Below are 15,235 nucleotides of genomic sequence, written 5' to 3'. Positions count from 1 at the left end.
GCCGTCAGCGCTGGTCGGCGGCCCGGTCGAGCCGGGCGGCGCTGCTCTGGTCGGTCTGCACGCTCGCGTCGACCGCGCTGACCACGTCGACGCCCAGCTCGGTGAGCCGCTGCCCGATGCCCGCCCAGGCGCGCAGCACGGTCTGCTCGATGCCGCGGTAGCTCTGCTCGAACGCGCCACCGATGTCGTCACGCCCCCACGGACGGGCACCGCTGGCGGCCTCGATCTCGCCGCCCTCGGACGCCCGGCGGGCCGTCACCGCCTCACCGGACAGGGCCAGGTCGGCGCCACCGCGCCGAGCCCGGGACGCGTCGAGCCAGAGCTGACCGTCGGTCATGCCGGCCCCTCGCGTCGGCCGAGCACGGCGTCGGCACGGCCGAGCAACGTGCCGAAATCACCGGTACGCAGGAACTCCGCCGAGCCGGAGCCGGAGGGCATGGTCTCGGCGACCAGATCCTGGGTGGCCTGGGTGGCGGCCGCCACGGCGGCGTGCACCGTCTCGGTGACCTTTCGGCTCAGCGCCTCGGCGTCGCGGTCCCGGTAGATGGCCGGGGCCAGCACGACCTCGATCAGCTGGCCCTGCGCGCCGACGGTCGCCGTGACGTGGCCGTCCGCCGAGCGCCGGGTCACCCGTAGCTGGGCGAGGCGCGCCCGCAGAGTGTCCAAACCAGACCTGAGCTGCTGGTACTGGCCATACACGTCGTCGAATCGGGCTCGTAGCTCGCGATTGGCGTCCCGGTCCACGCGTTCGCTCACCGCCACTCCTCCCGTCACCGTCGGTATCCAAGACCATACCGGCCGCCATCGATCCGCGTAGTCCGGTAGTTTCGGTGTGTGATCGACCGTCAGCAGGCTGAGCAGCTCGCGTCCGCCTGGGCCCGACGCGACTCACAGCGCCTCGGCCACGAGTGCATCCCGGTGGTCGACGAGTTCGACCTGGGCTTCGTCATCACCTCGATCGTGTCGGGCGCAGCGCGGGCGATCCCCGGCGATCTGCCGACCACTGTCATCGACAAGCGCACCGGAAAGGTCACCACCTGGCCCCGGGTGCCGAGCACCGTCGTGGCGGACCTGTACCGGCGCAGTCAGCCCAGCGGGCCGACGGCGCCGCAGACGGTCGACGCGTCGAGCCTGCTGATCCGGGAGATCCATCGAGGCCTGACGCCGAACACGGTGGCGCACCTGACCCTCGACGGTCGCATCTGGACGGCCCAGGGCACCCGAGGAGCCGCCACGCTCAACCACCACCCGCTCGTGCGCGGCTACCTGGACGAGAGGCCCCCGGGCGAGCTGGTCCGCGGCGTCGAGTGCCACGCCGAGCTGATCGTGATCTCCGACGTGCTGCACGAGTACGACCACCGCCGGGCCGCCGAGGGCATCGAGCCGATGGGGCGTGCCGAGGCGGCGGCCCTGTTGGACGCCGCCCGCTTCGAGATCTTCCGGATTCGTGAGCCGGGAGACCCGGCCGGCGGCGCTGCCGAACTGCCCTGTGACTCGTGCACCGCGTTCCTGGTACGCGCCAACGTCCTGCCGGAGTCGGCGCGGGCCTACACCGAGACGTGGCTCGCACCGGCCGAGCCCGACCCCGATCCGGGCCGCTTCCCGCCGGAGGTGGCGAACGCGCTGGTGGCGGCGGGGTGGCGCCCGCATATCGGCGATCAGATCATGGCCGCCGCCGGCGTACGCGATGTCACCGCCGTCCCGGGCCGGACCCATCGGCACGAGGTCTTTCCCGCTGCCGTGGAGGCGCTGACCGCGTTCCCCAGTCTGGTGGGTGCCCGGCGCGGCCCGGGCGAGCAGGTGTGGATCTCCCGTTTCGACATCCGCCCGCACATGATCGCGCACACCGCAGACACGCTCGCCGACCTCGGTGCGGTGCTCGGCGTACGGCTCTTTCCGATCGGCACCGAACAGCAGGACAGCATCCTCGCCGTCGACGAGCGAGGCCGGATCTTCGCCCTCGACCAGGCCGGCGACTGGTTCCTCGGCGACACGATCGACGCCGCGCTCACCACGTTGCTGCTGGGCCGTGCTCCCGCCCGCGTACGCGACGACGGCACCTGGGCCTAGAGCGGGATCCCGGTCAGCACCATGACGCGCGGCTCGGTGTAGTCGTCCATCGCGCTGCGCAGACCCTCCCGGCCGACGCCGCTGCCCTTCACCCCGCCGTACGGCATCTGGTCGGCCCGGTACGACGGCACGTCGCCGACGATCACGCCACCCACCTCGAGGATTCGCGCGGCGGTGAAGGCCACGTCGAGTCGCCGGGTGAACACGCCCGCCTGCAACCCGTACGCCGAGTCGTTGACCGCCGCGAACGCGGCCTGGTCGTCGGCGACCGGGGTGACCACCAGCACCGGCCCGAACACCTCCTCGGCGACGACCTTGGCGTCGGCCGGCACGCCGCTGAGGACGGTCGGGGGGTAGGTGGCGCCGTCGCGGACGCCGCCCACCTCGACCGTGGCACCGGCCGCGACGGCCTCGGAGACCCACGCCTCGACCCGGCGGGCCGCGTCCTCGGACACCATCGGGCCGACGTCGGTCAGCTCCGAGGCGGGATCGCCGGTGCGCAGCGCGCGCACCGCCGCCACCAACCGAGGCAGGAAGTCGGCGTACCGCGCGTGGTGCACGTACACCCGCTGCACGGCGATGCACGACTGGCCGGCCTGGTAGTTGGCGAAGGTGGCGATGCGCTGTGCCGCGAAATCCAGGTCGTCGGCGGACGTCCAGTCCGCGCAGAGCACCGCCGCCGCGTTGCCGCCCAGTTCCAGCGTCACGTGCTTCTCCGGTACCTGTCGACGGATCGCGGCTCCGACAGGCCCGGACCCGGTGAACGAGACGACCGGCAGCCGGGGGTCGGCGACCAGCTCGCCCGCACGGTCGTTGGGCAGCGGCAGCACCGAGAACATGCCGGCCGGGAGGTCCGTCTCGGCCAGCAGCTCGCCGAGCAGCAGCGCGGACAGGGGCGTCGCCGGCGCCGGCTTGACGATGATCGGCGCGCCGACCGCGATGGCCGGGGCGACCTTGTGCGCGACCAGGTTGAGCGGGAAGTTGAACGGCGCGATGCCGAGCACCGGGCCCCTCGGCACCCGCCGGACCAGTGCGATCCGACCGGTGGCGGCCGGGTCGGTGTCGAGTCGTTGCAGCTCACCGGAGAAGCGCCGAGCCTCCTCGGCGGCCCACCGGAACGTCGACACCGCCCGGCCGACCTCGGCGCGCGCCCACTTCACCGGCTTGCCGTTCTCGGCGGTGATCAGAGCCGCGACCTCGTCGGCACGCTCGGCCAGCCGGCGGGAGACGTGGTCCAGGGCCGCCGCGCGGACGTGCGCGGGCAGGGCCGCGGCCTGCGCGGCCACCCCGGCCGCTGCCGCGACAGCGGCGTCGACCTGGTCGTCCGTGGCAAAGGTGGTACGTCCGACCGCGCGCCCGTCGTACGGATGGTGGACTGTCAACTCGCCCACGCCCGAGGCGGGACGGGAGGCGACGAAGAAGGCTGCGGGTTCCACGTCGTGCAGCGTAGACGAGGCGACAGCCGACGGAAACAGTCGCCGCATCCCTTGTCTGCTGCGGATTCAGTAGCGAAGATGGCAGGAAGATTGCGATAACCGCCGCAGACCGCACCCCCGGCCCCCCTCGGAGTGATCCCGCCATGAGTGACCAGCAGCAGCTGCGCAACTTCGTCAACGGCTCCTACGTCGAACCGGCCGACGGCGGCTACGCCGATCTGGTCGACCCCTGCACGGGCGAGGTGTTCGCGCAGGCGCCGGTCTCCGGTGCGGCCGACGTCGACGCGGCGATGAGCGCCGCCGCCACCGCCTTCGAGACCTGGCGGGAGGCCACCCCCGCCGAGCGACAGAAGGCGCTGCTCAAGTTCGCCGACGCCGTGGAGGCACGGGCCGACGAGCTGGTCGACGCCGAGGTGCGCAACACCGGCAAGCCGCGCCAGCTCACCCTGGAGGAGGAGCTGCCGCCGGCGGTGGACGAGTTCCGGTTCTTCGCCGGAGCCGCGCGGCTGCTGGAGGGGCGCTCGGCCGGGGAGTACCTGGCCGGGCACACCTCGTACGTTCGGCGCGAGCCGATCGGGGTCTGCGCCCAGGTGACCCCGTGGAACTACCCGCTGATGATGGCGGTCTGGAAGATCGCCCCGGCCCTCGCCGCCGGCAACACGGTCGTGCTGAAGCCGTCCGACACCACGCCGGTGTCGACGCTTCTACTCGCCGAGATCGCCGCCGAGTTCTTCCCCCCGGGGGTTTTCAACGTGGTCTGCGGCGACCGAGACACGGGTCGTACCCTCGTGTCCCACCCGACCCCGCGGCTCGTGTCGATCACCGGCTCGACCCGCGCGGGCATGGAGGTGGCCGCCGCGGCGGCCTCCGACCTGAAGCGCACCCACCTGGAGCTGGGCGGCAAGGCCCCGGTGGTGGTCTTCGACGACGCGGACGTGGCGGCGGCGGCCGAGGCCATCGCGGTCGGTGGCTACTTCAACGCGGGGCAGGACTGCACGGCCGCGACCCGCGTGCTGGCCGGACCCGGCGTCCACGACGACTTCGTGGCGGCGCTCACCGAGCAGGCCCGCGCCACGAAGACCGGCGCGCCGGACGACGCCGACGTGCTCTACGGCCCGCTGAACAACGCCAACCAGCTCGCCCGGGTCAGCGGTTTCGTCGACCGGCTGCCCGACCACGCGGCGATCCAGACCGGCGGCTCCCGGCAGGGCGAACGCGGCTACTTCTACACACCGACCGTCGTGTCCGGGCTGCGGCAGGCCGACGAGATCATCCAGGACGAGGTGTTCGGCCCGGTCATCACCGTGCAGCGCTTCTCCGACGAGGACGAGGCGGTGCGCTGGGCCAACGGCGTCGACTACGGCCTGTCGGCGTCGGTCTGGACGCGCGACCACGGCCGGGCGATGCGGATGACCCGACGGCTCGACTTCGGCTGCGTCTGGGTCAACACGCACATCCCGTTCGTCTCGGAGATGCCGCACGGCGGCTTCAAGCACTCCGGGCACGGCAAGGACCTCTCGGTCTACAGCCTGGAGGACTACACCCGGATCAAGCACGTCATGCACAACATCGAGGGCTGACCGGTGAGCGCGAGGAGTGAGCCGGGTTTGCGAGCCCCGCAGTCGCGAACGAAGAGCGCTGCGGTGCCGTCCTCGGATGAACTGCACAAGCGGCGGGGCAGCGCGGTCGCCCGCGGGGTCGGAAGTGTCATCTCGTCCTACGTGGACAGCGCCTCGGGCGGGACGATCACCGACGTCGACGGGCGGGAGTGGATCGACTTCGCCGCCGGCATCGCGGTGACAAGCGTCGGCAACTCCGCGCCGACGGTGGTCGAGGCCGTCCGCGCGCAGGTCGAGCGGTTCACGCACACGTGCTTCATGGTCGCGCCGTACGAGTCGTACGTGGCGGTGTGCGAGCAGCTCAACGCATTGACGCCGGGCGGGTTCGAGAAGCGGTCGGCGCTGTTCAACTCCGGTGCCGAGGCGGTGGAGAACGCCGTCAAGATCGCGCGGCATGCCACCGGACGGCCGGCGGTCGTGGTGTTCGACCACGCGTACCATGGCCGGACCAACCTGACCATGGCGTTGACCGCGAAGAACATGCCGTACAAGCACCGCTTCGGGCCGTTCGCCGGGGAGATCTACCGGGTGCCGATGTCGTACCCGCTGCGCGACGGCGGGCTCTCCGGCGCCGAGGCGGCAGCTCGGGCCATCGAGATGGTCGAGAAGCAGGTCGGCGCGGAGAACGTCGCCGCGCTGCTCATCGAGCCGATCCAGGGTGAGGGCGGTTTCGTCGTACCCGCGCCGGGTTTCCTGCCCGCGCTGCGTGCGTGGGCGACGGCCGCCGGGGTGGTCTTCGTCGCCGACGAGATCCAGACCGGCTTCTGCCGTACCGGCGACTGGTTCGCCTGCCAGCACGAGGGCGTCGAACCCGACCTCGTCACCCTCGCCAAGGGCATCGCCGGTGGTCTGCCCCTCGCGGCGGTGACCGGCCGGGCCGAGCTGATGGACGCGGTGCACGTCGGCGGCCTCGGCGGCACGTACGGCGGCAACCCGATCGCCTGCGCCGCCGCGCTGGCCACCATCGAAATCATGCACGAGCAGGACCTGGCAGGCGCGGCCCGCCGGATCGAGTCCGTGCTGGCCCCCCGGCTCCGGGCCATCGCCGAGCGGGACCCCCGGGTCGCCGAAATACGCGGCCGAGGCGCGATGCTCGCCGTGGAGCTGGTGCAGCCGGGCACCCTCGCCCCCGACCCGAGCGCCACGGCCGCCATCTCGGCGGCCTGCCACGCTGCCGGCCTGCTCACCCTGACCTGCGGCACGTACGGCAACGTGCTGCGCTTCCTACCGCCGCTGGTCATCTCCGACGCGCACCTCGGCAGGGGCATCGACATCCTCGACGCCGCGTTCGGGTGACGGTGTGGAGGGGCCGCGTGGGGCCCCTGCACGCACGTCAGCGCAGAACCTCGACCGTGTTGTTGCGGACGAGGTTCTTGCCCGGCTCGCGGATCTGGTCCATCGCCGCCGCGTTGAGCAGCACACAGCTACCTGACGGGCCGGTCACCGTCACCGTGGTCGCCCGGTTGTTGTCCAGGTTGGTCACCCGCAGTCGCGTACCGACCGGGAACTGCCCGCTGGTCGCCGCCGGCGCGGCGTTCTCGGCGAAGAAGGTGATCGCGCCCGAGCAGACCGAGCGGGGCACCGGGCGAGTGGCGGCGGGCGAGGCGGCACCGGGGCGTACCCCACCGAGAGCCGGCTGGGCGACCGCTCCGTCCAGCCTCTCCACCACGTTGCGGCGGATCACGTTCTTGCCCGGCTCCCGCACCAACTCCATCGCGGCCGCGTTGAGCAGCACACAGCTCCCCGACGGGCCGGTCACCGTCACCGTGGCGGCCCGGTTGTTGTCCAGGTTGGTCACCCGCAGTCGCGTACCTACCGGGAACCGGTCGCTCGTCGCCGCCGGCGCTCCCGCCTCGGCCGAGAACGTGACCGACCCGGAGCAGACGGACGGCCGTGCCACAGCGGTGTCGGCGAACCCGAACCCGGTCCCCACCGCCACGCCCGCCGCGGCGACAACCGCCACGGTCACCGCCAGCACGTGCTTGCGCTGCACCCTCATCGCCGTCACTCCCGCCCTAGGTGGTGTTCCCTCACCGCCTGGTACGAAAAGCAACCCCAAACCGTTCACCCCCTCCCCCACCCCCTCCCACCCCCGCTCCCACCCCCGCTCCCGCTCCCACTCCCACCCCCGCTCCCACCCCCGCTCCCACCCCCGCTCCCGGCGATCTTGCAGTTTGTGTTGTCCAGATGTCGCTGTTGTGGGCATTAGTCGCGACAGGAAGTGCAAGATCGGCGAGCGGTGATCGTGTTGGGGTTACGAGAGGGCTCTGCGAATCGTGGCCCGGATGTACTCGGGGCGGCGGTAGAGATCACGGTCGGTGAAGTAGCGCATTCGCCAACCTGCTGCGTCCAGCCAGTTGACCCGTTCCCGGTCATGTCGGAGACGATCACGGTCCAGGTGCGACAGTCCGTCGTACTCGACGCCGACCCGTCGCTCCCGGTATCCCAGATCGAGCCGGTAGAGCCGGATGCCGAAACCATCGGTCACCCAGAGTTGCGGCTCGGGCGCGGGCAGCCCCCCGTCGATGAGGATCAGTCGCAGCTGACTCTCCTGCCGACATTCGGCCCGACCATCCGCCAGCGGTATGAGCTGGCGGGCCTGCCGTACCCCGCGCAACGCATCGTGAGCAGAGACCTCGGCCAGCAGGTCATCGTGGCTCACCGCGCCTGACCGGAGCGCCGCGTCGAGCACCGGCAGTGCGTCGAGCCGCCGAGCGGCACGCGCCAGGTCGACGGCGCAGCGGGCCGCCGGCACGCAGGGCAGCCCCCTGATCAGGACCGGCCGTACGGGTAGCACCGTCCGGTGGACGACGACCCCGGGCAGGCGCGGCTTCGGCACGGTGGCGGGCAACTGGACATGCACCAGGTCGTCCCGCAGGACACCGAACCCGTGGCGGCGGGCGGCGCTCTGCCGGGCCAGCATCGCGCCGTCGGGCAGGCGGAGCAGCAGTGCCCGGAGCAGGTCATCGTCATCGCAGGACTCAGCGGCGTACACGCCCCTGCGGACCCGCCGAAGTTCCTCACGGTCGAGCCGGGTACGGATCCGCGCGACGGTGAGCTCCCGCATCAGCGCATCCGTCCGCCACAACTGAGTAGTCATGCCGGAAGGCTGACCACCCACCGCCCGGAAATCCCGCCCCGCCCGGGCCCCTGTGGACAACGAAGCCCTCTGTGGAAAACCCCCACCCCGCAACCCCACGTGCTAGATCCCATCCGCGCCCACCTACCTCCTCGCCGATCTTGCACTTCCTGCTGCCGATACGCCCTCTTTGAGAAGGAATGTGAGCGCAGAAAGTGCAAGATCGGCGAGGAGGGGTGGGCGTGGAGGGCCGGGGGCTAGTCGCAGCCGTAGCCGTCGTTGTCGCGGTCCAGATCGTAGATGTCTTCGCCGATGACCTTGACGACTCCGTTGGCGTAGGCCGGGCCGTTGCCGCTGCCGCCCGCGCAGTCGACGTCGCTGGCGATCGGGACGCAGGGGCTGTAGTTCGGGTCGCAGTTGGACTTCTTCTTCGTGCCGACGGCGACGACCTCGGTGACGGGTTGCTTCGTCACGGTGGACTTGACCAGCTTCTTGCCGGTCTGCACGCCGTCGGCGGTGGTCACCTGGTAGGTCAGCGTCCGTACGCCGTCCACGCCCTTGGTGCGCACCACCCGCTTTCCCTCGGCCAGCGACGCGTCCTTGACGGTGCGCTCACCGTGCCGGATCGCGGCCCGCTCGGTCACGGTCGTCACTCTTACCACCGGCGAGGGCGCGGCACCGGAAGGCGATGCACTGGAAGGCGCGGCACTGGAGGGCGCCGCCTCCGGCGACTGCGCTTCGGCGAGCGCCGCCTGTGTCGGTTCGGCGGGTGCCGCCACGATGGGTCGTTGCGGCTCGTCGGCAGCGGTGCCCGTGCTCTTCGGGTCCGGTTCGCCGGTCAGCGCGCCGACGATGGCAGTGCCGGCACAGCAGAGCAGCAGGACGGAGAGCAGCACCGAACCGAGGATCACCGCGACGCGGCGGCCTGGGCTGGCACGGCGGAACCAGTTCGGGACGGCGGATGGCTGCGGTCCGAGGCCGTACGGCGGTGGATGCCCAGGCCCGGGTGGTGGTTGCATCGTCACGCCGAGAAGTGTCGTCGCAACCACTGTCCGCAATATCCACCGTCGCGTCGATTGCCTACGCCGTTTGCCTGCAGCCGATCAATCGGTGGGCGCGACCTGCGTCGCCGACCGTGTCGGGTGGGCGACGAGTCGCCAGGCCGACTGACCGTTGGGCCCGTCAAGCCGGGGCCGATAGTGCGGTCAACCCGCCACGGAATGCTCACCAAACGATCAAATCCCGCAAACCCCAGAACGTTCACCGACAAGCCAGCCCAGTCCACCTCAAGCCTGTCAGCAAGCCGTCACCCACCCCACCCCACCGCGCCCCACCCCACCGCGTCGATCTTGCACTCTCTGTCGACGCTATGCCCGATAAGCGAGTAATGCCGCAGCAGAAAGTGCAAGATCGACGCGGGCGGGGGGCGGGGGCGCGGGGCGCGCGGGCGGGGGCGGGGGCGCGGGGAGCCCGGGGCGGGGCGGGGTTAGGGGGTGGGGGTTTCGCGTTGGCCCCAGGGGGAGCCGTAGGCGGTTAGCAGGTCCAGGAACGGTTTTGGGGGTAGGGCTTCGGGGCCGAGGACGCCGACGCCGGTCCACGCGCCGGTGGCGAGCAGTTCGAGTGCCACCACCGGGTTGACGGCGGTCTGCCAGACGACCGCCTGGTGGCCGTACTCGCGCATCGACCACTCGTTGTCGACCACGTGGTAGAGGTAGACCTCCCGGGGTTGGCCCTCCGGGCCCAGGCCGCGCACCCAGGTGCCGGCGCAGGTCTTGCCGCGCATCCGTGCGCCGAGGGTGGCCGGGTCGGGCAGGCAGGCCGCCACCACGTCGCGCGGGGACACGTCGACCCCGCGTATCCGCACCGGGGAGACGCCGTCCAGGCCGAGCTTGTGCAGCGTCCTGAGGACGTCGATGAACTCCTCGCCGAGGCCGTACTTGAAGGTGACCCGTCGGGCCTTGACCCAGCGCGGGATGAGCAGCACCTCTTCGTGCTCCACGTTGACGCACTCGACCGGCCCGATTCCCTCCGGGAAGTCGAAGACCTCCGGTTCGCTGAACGGCTCGGTGGTGTACCAGCCCCGGCCGGCTTCCCAGACCACCGGCGGGTTGAGGCACTCCTCGATCGTGGTCCAGATCGAGAACGAGGGCGCGAACTCGTAGCCGTCGACGGTCAGGTTCGCCCCGTCCCGGACGCCGATCTCCTCGATCTCGCTGAACAACTCGTCGGCGGCGTACCTGGCGAAAACGTCGGACAGGCCCGGTTCGACGCCGATGCCGGCGAGCGCCAGCCGGCCGGCTGCCTCCCAGTCGGGGGCGACCGCGAACTGTTCGTCGCCGAGCTTCACGCCGGTTTCGACGTGCGGCTTCGACGGGTGCGGGCGGGACAGTGACATCGCCATGTCCAGGTAGTCCGCGCCGGCCGCGAACGCGCCGTCGAAGATGGGCATGACGAAGCGCGGGTCGACGGCGTTGAGCACGTGGGTGATCCGGTGCTCCCGGCACAGCGCGGTGATCGCGTCGGCCGAGGAGGCGTCCACCTGGGCGGCGACGAAACGGTCGCCGTGGCCGGCCACCGCGCGGGCGGCGCGGTCCGGGTCGTGGTCGGCCACGACGATCGTCTCGAAGAAGGAGCGTCGGGCGGCGATGGCTACGGCGGCGGAGCCGACGCCACCGGCGCCGACGAGCAGGACACGCATCACGAATCAAACCCCAAACCAAGACGATCGAGAGTACGGAGCCACAGGTCGCGTCTGCCCCCACGCGCATCGGCGCGGGCCATCGACCGGCGGGTGAGATTGATGCCGACCGCGCGGACGGGTTCCGGCGGAAACGGCAGGGGCTTGCGGCGCACGAGGTCGAGGCGGGTCAGCGGGGTGTTCCCGCCGGCCAGCAGGTCGAGGAGCACCCGGGCGGAGAAGCGGGTCGCGCCGACGCCGAGGCCGGTGTACCCGGCGGCGTACGCCAGCCGACCGCCGTAGGCGGTGCCGTAGAACGGGCAGAACCGGGTGCAGGTGTCGATGACGCCACCCCAGCGGTGGCTGAAGCGCACGTCCGCGAGCTGCGGGAACGTGGTGAAGAAGTGCTGTGCGAGGGTGGTGAAAGTGGCCGTGCGCTGTTCCAGCTTCGGTGCGACCCGGTTGCCGTAGTGGTAGACGGCGTCGTAGCCGCCGAAGAGGATCCGCCCGTCGCGGGTGATCCGGTAGTAGTGGAACTGGTTGGCGGTGTCGGCCAGCCCCTGCCGGTTGCGCCAGCCGATCGCGTCGCGCTGCGCCGGGCTGAGCGGCTCGGTCATCAGCACGTGGTCGTAGACGGGTACCACGTACGCGCGCAGCCGGCGCAGCAGCGGCGGGAACGCGTTGGTGGCCAGCACGACCCGTCGGGCGCGGACGACGCCGGGGCGGCCCGGTGCGGGTACGGCAGACCCGGCCAGGTCGGCGGGATCGGTGCCGAGGGTGTCGGCCCGTAGCGCGGCGGCGTCGGCGCGCAGCCCGGTGACCCGGGTGTGCTCGTGCACGCGTACGCCCACGGCGAGGCAGGCGCGGCGCAGTCCCCAGGCCAGCTTCGCCGGGTCCACCATGGCGACCCGGTCGGCGTCGATCATCCCGCCCAGGTAGGTCGGTGAGTTGACCTCGGCGCGTACCTCGTCGGCGTCGAGCAGGCGCACCCGGTGGCCGTACCGGCGGGCCAGCTCCGCGTCGGCGACCAGCCCGTCGAGCTGGTACGGCTCCACGGCGACGGCCAGTTCGCCGGTGCGCTCGAAGTCGCAGTCGATGTCGAACTCGGCGACGGTGGCGGCGATGGCGTCCAGGTTCTCCCTGCCCAGGCGTTCCAGCTCGCCGATCTCGTCGGGGAACCGGTCGATGCCGTTGGCGAGGCCGTGGGTGAGCGAGGCGGCGCAGAACCCGCCGTTGCGCCCGGAGGCGGCCCATCCGCAGGTGCCGGCGTCGACGAGCAGCACGTCCCGGTCCGGGTCGGCGCGTTTGGCCTCCAGGGCGGCCCAGAGCCCGCCGTACCCGCCGCCGATGACGAGCAGGTCGGCGGTCTGCGCGCCGGTGAGCGGCGGCAGCGGGTCGGGACGCTCCCTGCGGTCGAGCCAGTACGGCACGGGTGCCGCGTCGGCGAGCGCCCGGCCGGCGGTCATGACGGCCGCCGCGCCTGCGGTGTCGTCCCGGCCAGCAGGTTCGCGCGGCGGGCTCGTCGCCCGCGTAGCGAACTGAGGCCGACCAGCAGCAGCGCGATCGCGAACATCGCGGTGCCGATGACGTTGACCTGCGGCGGGATGCCCCGCTGGGCAGCGCCCCAGACGTACATCGGGAACGTGACAGTCGTGCCGGCGTTGAAGTTCGTGATGATGAAATCGTCGAAGCTCAACGAGAACGCCAGCAGCGCGGCGGCCACGATGCCGGGCAGCACCAGCGGCAGGGTGATCCGCCGGAATGTCTGCCACTCGTTGGCGTAGAGGTCCATGGCGGCCTCCTCCAACCGCCGGTCCATCCCGGCGAGCCGCGCCTTGACGGTGACCACCACGAACGAGACGCAGAACATGACGTGTGCGATGACGATCGTCCAGAAGCCCTGCGGCACCCCCGCCGACACGAAGAGGGCCAGCAGCGACGTGCCCATCACCAGTTCGGGCGTGGCCATCGGCAGGAAGATCAGCACGTTGACGCCGGCCCGACCACGGAAGCGGTGCCGGACCAGGGCGAACGCCATCAGCGTGCCGAGCACGGTGGCGACCACCGTGGCGAGAAAGCCGATCTGCACGCTCCGGACGACCGAGTCGCACATGTCGGAGGTGGCGCAGGGCTGTCGCCAGTTGTCGAGGGTGAACTCGTTGAAGTCGTACGACAGTCGGCTCGACGGGCGGTTGAACGACAGCCCCGCCACCACCAGGATCGGCAGCGACAGGTAGCCGAGCACCAGCAACGCCACGATCATCACCCAGCGGTCAGCCAGCCAACGCGAAATCATCACAGCACCTCCTCCGTGCCAGCTCGCCGCAGGTAGCCGAAGACCACCGCGAGGATCGCCGCCATCAGCAGGAACGACAGCGCGGCGCCCTGCGGGTAGTCCAGCCGGACCAGGAACGCCGAGTCGATGACGTTGCCGACCATGTACTCGTTGGGGGTGCCGAGCAGTTCGGCGTTGATGTAGTCGCCGCTGGCCGGGATGAAGAACAGCAGCGTGCCGGCGACCAGGCCGGGCATCGACAGCGGCAGGGTCACCCGGCGGAACGCCTGCACCGGGCTCGCGTACAGGTCGCTGGCCGCCTCCAGCAGCCGGGCGTCGAGCCGCTCCAGGCTCGCGTACAGCGGCAGCACCAAAAACGGCAGGAAGTTGTACGTCAGGCCGAGCACCACCGCGAACGGTGTGGCGAGCAGCCGTCCGTCCGGGGCGAGCAGGTGCACGTCGCGTAGCAGGCCGACGAGAGCGCCGTTGTCGGACAGGATCGTCTTCCAGGCCAGCGTACGGACCAGGAAGCTGGTGAACATCGGCGCGACGACGCACACCAGCAGCAGGTTCTTCCACCGGCCGGCCTTCTGCGCGATGGCGTACGCCAACGGGTAGCCCAGCAGCAGCGCCACCACCAGGGCCAGCCCGGCGTAGCCGAGCGAACGCAGGAGCTGCGGCCAGTACGCCTGCACCACGTCCGGATAGTTGCCGAACGCCCAGGTCATCGCGTACCCGGTGGAGAGCGAGCCGCTGGGGTCGTACAGGCTCGCCGCCGCGAGTTGCAGCAGCGGCACGCCGAAGAAGACGAGCAGCCAGGCCGCGCCCGGCAGCAGCAGCAGGTACGGCAGGAGGCGGTACCGCCCGGACCGGGCTGCCGGTGGCGCGGCTGGCGGCCGGCCCGCTCCGGTGGGCGCGAGGAGGGTCACGACGTTGCGCCGACCGGCTCGTCGAGCACCGGCGACGTCCGGTCGGTGTCGGCGGCGTCGCGCGGCAGCAGGAACGCGTGCCGCGGATCCCAGTACGCCACGGCCTCGCCGCCGACCGGCACCCTCGTCGCGTCACCGCTGTTGGCGGCGAAGACCGACAGCTCGGTGCCCCACCCGGTGCGCAGCAGGTACTGGGTGCTGACGCCCACGTAGGAGGCGTCGGTGACGACACCGGTGACGTGTTGGTGTCCTTGGGGGACCTGGTCGGCGGAGCCGACCAGATGCAGCTTCTCCGGGCGTACCCCCAGGTGGACCGGACCGTGGTCGGCGCGCGACCGGCCGGCGGGCACGGTGAAGCGCGCACCGTGCGCCGTCACCGCGACCTCGCCGCCGCTCGCGCCGGCGGCCTCGCCGGCGAGCAGGTTGGACTGGCCGAGGAAGTTCGCGACGAACGCGGTGGCCGGGAACTCGTAGATGTCGGCCGGGGCGCCCTGCTGCTCGATGCGGCCGGCGTTCATCACCGCGACGGTGTCGGCCATGGTCATGGCCTCCTCCTGGTCGTGGGTGACGTGTACGAAGGTGATGCCGACCTCGGTCTGGATGCGCTTCAGCTCGATCTGCATCTGCCGGCGCAGCTTCAGGTCGAGCGCGCCCAGCGGCTCGTCGAGCAGCAGCACCTGCGGCTTGTTGATCAGCGCACGGGCCAGCGCGACCCGCTGCTGCTGGCCGCCGGAGAGCTGGGCCGGGCGGCGCGGGCCGAAGTCGTCGAGCTGCACCAGCGACAGCATCCGTCGGACCTCGTCGTCGACCGAGCGGATGCCGCGCCGGCGCAGCCCGAAGGCCACGTTCTCGAAGATGGTGAGGTGCGGAAAGAGCGCGTAGCTCTGGAAGACGGTGTTGACCGGCCGCTTGTACGGCCGCAGCCGGGCGATGTCGGTGTCGCCGAGCAGGACCTGACCGCTTGTCGGCTCCTCCAGCCCGGCGATCATCCGCAGGGTGGTGGTCTTGCCGCAGCCGGACGCGCCGAGCAGCGCGAAGAACGAGCCCTGCCCGATCGTGAGGCTGAGGTCGTCGACGGCGGTGAAGATGCCGAACCGCTTGGTGAGGTCGGCCAGGCGCAGGTCGCCCGCGGGTGTCTCGCGCGTCATCG

General features: G+C 71.4%; 14 protein-coding genes. 3 read left to right on the top strand and 11 right to left on the bottom strand.

The window, feature by feature from the left end; all coding sequences use genetic code 11:
- Positions 1 to 4: 4 nt before the first annotated feature.
- Both ABZU91_RS15345 and ABZU91_RS15340 read right to left on the bottom strand, forming a co-directional pair.
- A complete protein-coding gene (locus ABZU91_RS15345; RefSeq protein ID WP_355239735.1) occupies positions 5 to 337 on the bottom strand; it encodes a hypothetical protein in 333 nt (110 codons plus the stop codon).
- Positions 334 to 756 carry a YbaB/EbfC family nucleoid-associated protein gene (locus ABZU91_RS15340; RefSeq protein ID WP_355239732.1) on the bottom strand — a complete coding sequence of 141 codons (423 nt, stop codon included), beginning with the start codon at positions 754 to 756 and terminating at the stop codon, positions 334 to 336. Before ABZU91_RS15340 ends, ABZU91_RS15345 begins: the two co-directional genes overlap by 4 nt.
- Positions 757 to 834: 78 nt before the next feature.
- Between ABZU91_RS15340 and ABZU91_RS15335 the strand changes: the two genes are divergently transcribed.
- Positions 835 to 2,070 carry an SUKH-3 domain-containing protein gene (locus ABZU91_RS15335; protein ID WP_355239729.1) on the top strand — a complete coding sequence of 412 codons (1,236 nt, stop codon included), beginning with the start codon at positions 835 to 837 and terminating at the stop codon, positions 2,068 to 2,070.
- On the opposite strand, the gene ABZU91_RS15330 is transcribed toward ABZU91_RS15335, so the two are convergent.
- Positions 2,067 to 3,506: an aldehyde dehydrogenase family protein gene (locus tag ABZU91_RS15330; RefSeq protein WP_355239726.1), complete on the bottom strand. Its 1,440-nt coding sequence runs from the start codon at positions 3,504 to 3,506 to the stop codon at positions 2,067 to 2,069. The two genes, ABZU91_RS15335 and ABZU91_RS15330, sit on opposite strands and share 4 nt — an antisense overlap.
- Positions 3,507 to 3,649: 143 nt before the next feature.
- Between ABZU91_RS15330 and ABZU91_RS15325 the strand changes: the two genes are divergently transcribed.
- Positions 3,650 to 5,086: a gamma-aminobutyraldehyde dehydrogenase gene (locus tag ABZU91_RS15325; protein WP_355239723.1), complete on the top strand. Its 1,437-nt coding sequence runs from the start codon at positions 3,650 to 3,652 to the stop codon at positions 5,084 to 5,086.
- 27 nt (positions 5,087 to 5,113) lie between these two features.
- Positions 5,114 to 6,421 carry a 4-aminobutyrate--2-oxoglutarate transaminase gene (gene gabT / locus ABZU91_RS15320; protein ID WP_355239842.1) on the top strand — a complete coding sequence of 436 codons (1,308 nt, stop codon included), beginning with the start codon at positions 5,114 to 5,116 and terminating at the stop codon, positions 6,419 to 6,421.
- 37 nt (positions 6,422 to 6,458) lie between these two features.
- Here the strand turns inward: gabT and ABZU91_RS15315 are convergent, their stop codons facing one another.
- From ABZU91_RS15315 to ABZU91_RS15280, 8 genes are all read right to left on the bottom strand, one after another.
- Positions 6,459 to 7,124 (bottom strand): hypothetical protein, encoded by a 666-nt coding sequence (locus tag ABZU91_RS15315; RefSeq protein ID WP_355239720.1) that lies wholly within the window; start codon positions 7,122 to 7,124, stop codon positions 6,459 to 6,461.
- 255 nt (positions 7,125 to 7,379) lie between these two features.
- Positions 7,380 to 8,225 (bottom strand): DUF559 domain-containing protein, encoded by an 846-nt coding sequence (locus tag ABZU91_RS15310; protein ID WP_355239717.1) that lies wholly within the window; start codon positions 8,223 to 8,225, stop codon positions 7,380 to 7,382.
- A 236-nt stretch (positions 8,226 to 8,461) separates the two neighbouring features.
- Positions 8,462 to 9,223 carry a G5 domain-containing protein gene (locus ABZU91_RS15305; RefSeq protein WP_355239839.1) on the bottom strand — a complete coding sequence of 254 codons (762 nt, stop codon included), beginning with the start codon at positions 9,221 to 9,223 and terminating at the stop codon, positions 8,462 to 8,464.
- A gap of 467 nt (positions 9,224 to 9,690) precedes the next feature.
- Positions 9,691 to 10,902: a saccharopine dehydrogenase C-terminal domain-containing protein gene (locus ABZU91_RS15300; protein WP_355239836.1), complete on the bottom strand. Its 1,212-nt coding sequence runs from the start codon at positions 10,900 to 10,902 to the stop codon at positions 9,691 to 9,693.
- A complete protein-coding gene (locus ABZU91_RS15295) occupies positions 10,902 to 12,347 on the bottom strand; it encodes an FAD-dependent oxidoreductase (protein ID WP_355239714.1) in 1,446 nt (481 codons plus the stop codon). Before ABZU91_RS15295 ends, ABZU91_RS15300 begins: the two co-directional genes overlap by 1 nt.
- Complete coding sequence (locus tag ABZU91_RS15290; protein ID WP_355239712.1) at positions 12,344 to 13,177, bottom strand: ABC transporter permease; 834 nt, start codon at positions 13,175 to 13,177, stop codon at positions 12,344 to 12,346. The genes ABZU91_RS15295 and ABZU91_RS15290 overlap by 4 nt, the downstream gene beginning before the upstream one ends.
- Positions 13,177 to 14,085 carry an ABC transporter permease gene (locus ABZU91_RS15285; protein WP_355239710.1) on the bottom strand — a complete coding sequence of 303 codons (909 nt, stop codon included), beginning with the start codon at positions 14,083 to 14,085 and terminating at the stop codon, positions 13,177 to 13,179. The genes ABZU91_RS15290 and ABZU91_RS15285 overlap by 1 nt, the downstream gene beginning before the upstream one ends.
- Positions 14,082 to 15,233, bottom strand: a complete 1,152-nt coding sequence (locus tag ABZU91_RS15280) for an ABC transporter ATP-binding protein (RefSeq protein ID WP_355239707.1) — start codon at positions 15,231 to 15,233, stop codon at positions 14,082 to 14,084. Before ABZU91_RS15280 ends, ABZU91_RS15285 begins: the two co-directional genes overlap by 4 nt.
- Positions 15,234 to 15,235: the final 2 nt, after the last annotated feature.

Source organism: Micromonospora sp. NPDC005174 (genome assembly GCF_040608495.1).
Classification (GTDB): domain Bacteria; phylum Actinomycetota; class Actinomycetes; order Mycobacteriales; family Micromonosporaceae; genus Micromonospora.
The sequence above is the reverse complement of the archived record's forward strand: the minus strand, read 5'-3'. Positions and strand labels throughout refer to the sequence as shown.

What these genes read in the sequence shown, in the direction of transcription:
- ABZU91_RS15280 (WP_355239707.1), bottom strand. Translation starts at nt 15,233, where the DNA reads ATGACGCGCGAGACACCCGCGGGCGACCTGCGCCTGGCCGACCTCACC.
- ABZU91_RS15300 (WP_355239836.1), bottom strand. Translation starts at nt 10,902, where the DNA reads ATGCGTGTCCTGCTCGTCGGCGCCGGTGGCGTCGGCTCCGCCGCCGTA.
- ABZU91_RS15310 (WP_355239717.1), bottom strand. Translation starts at nt 8,225, where the DNA reads ATGACTACTCAGTTGTGGCGGACGGATGCGCTGATGCGGGAGCTCACC.
- ABZU91_RS15290 (WP_355239712.1), bottom strand. Translation starts at nt 13,177, where the DNA reads ATGATTTCGCGTTGGCTGGCTGACCGCTGGGTGATGATCGTGGCGTTG.
- ABZU91_RS15305 (WP_355239839.1), bottom strand. Translation starts at nt 9,223, where the DNA reads ATGCAACCACCACCCGGGCCTGGGCATCCACCGCCGTACGGCCTCGGA.
- ABZU91_RS15325 (WP_355239723.1), top strand. Translation starts at nt 3,650, where the DNA reads ATGAGTGACCAGCAGCAGCTGCGCAACTTCGTCAACGGCTCCTACGTC.
- ABZU91_RS15345 (WP_355239735.1), bottom strand. Translation starts at nt 337, where the DNA reads ATGACCGACGGTCAGCTCTGGCTCGACGCGTCCCGGGCTCGGCGCGGT.
- ABZU91_RS15295 (WP_355239714.1), bottom strand. Translation starts at nt 12,347, where the DNA reads ATGACCGCCGGCCGGGCGCTCGCCGACGCGGCACCCGTGCCGTACTGG.
- ABZU91_RS15315 (WP_355239720.1), bottom strand. Translation starts at nt 7,124, where the DNA reads ATGAGGGTGCAGCGCAAGCACGTGCTGGCGGTGACCGTGGCGGTTGTC.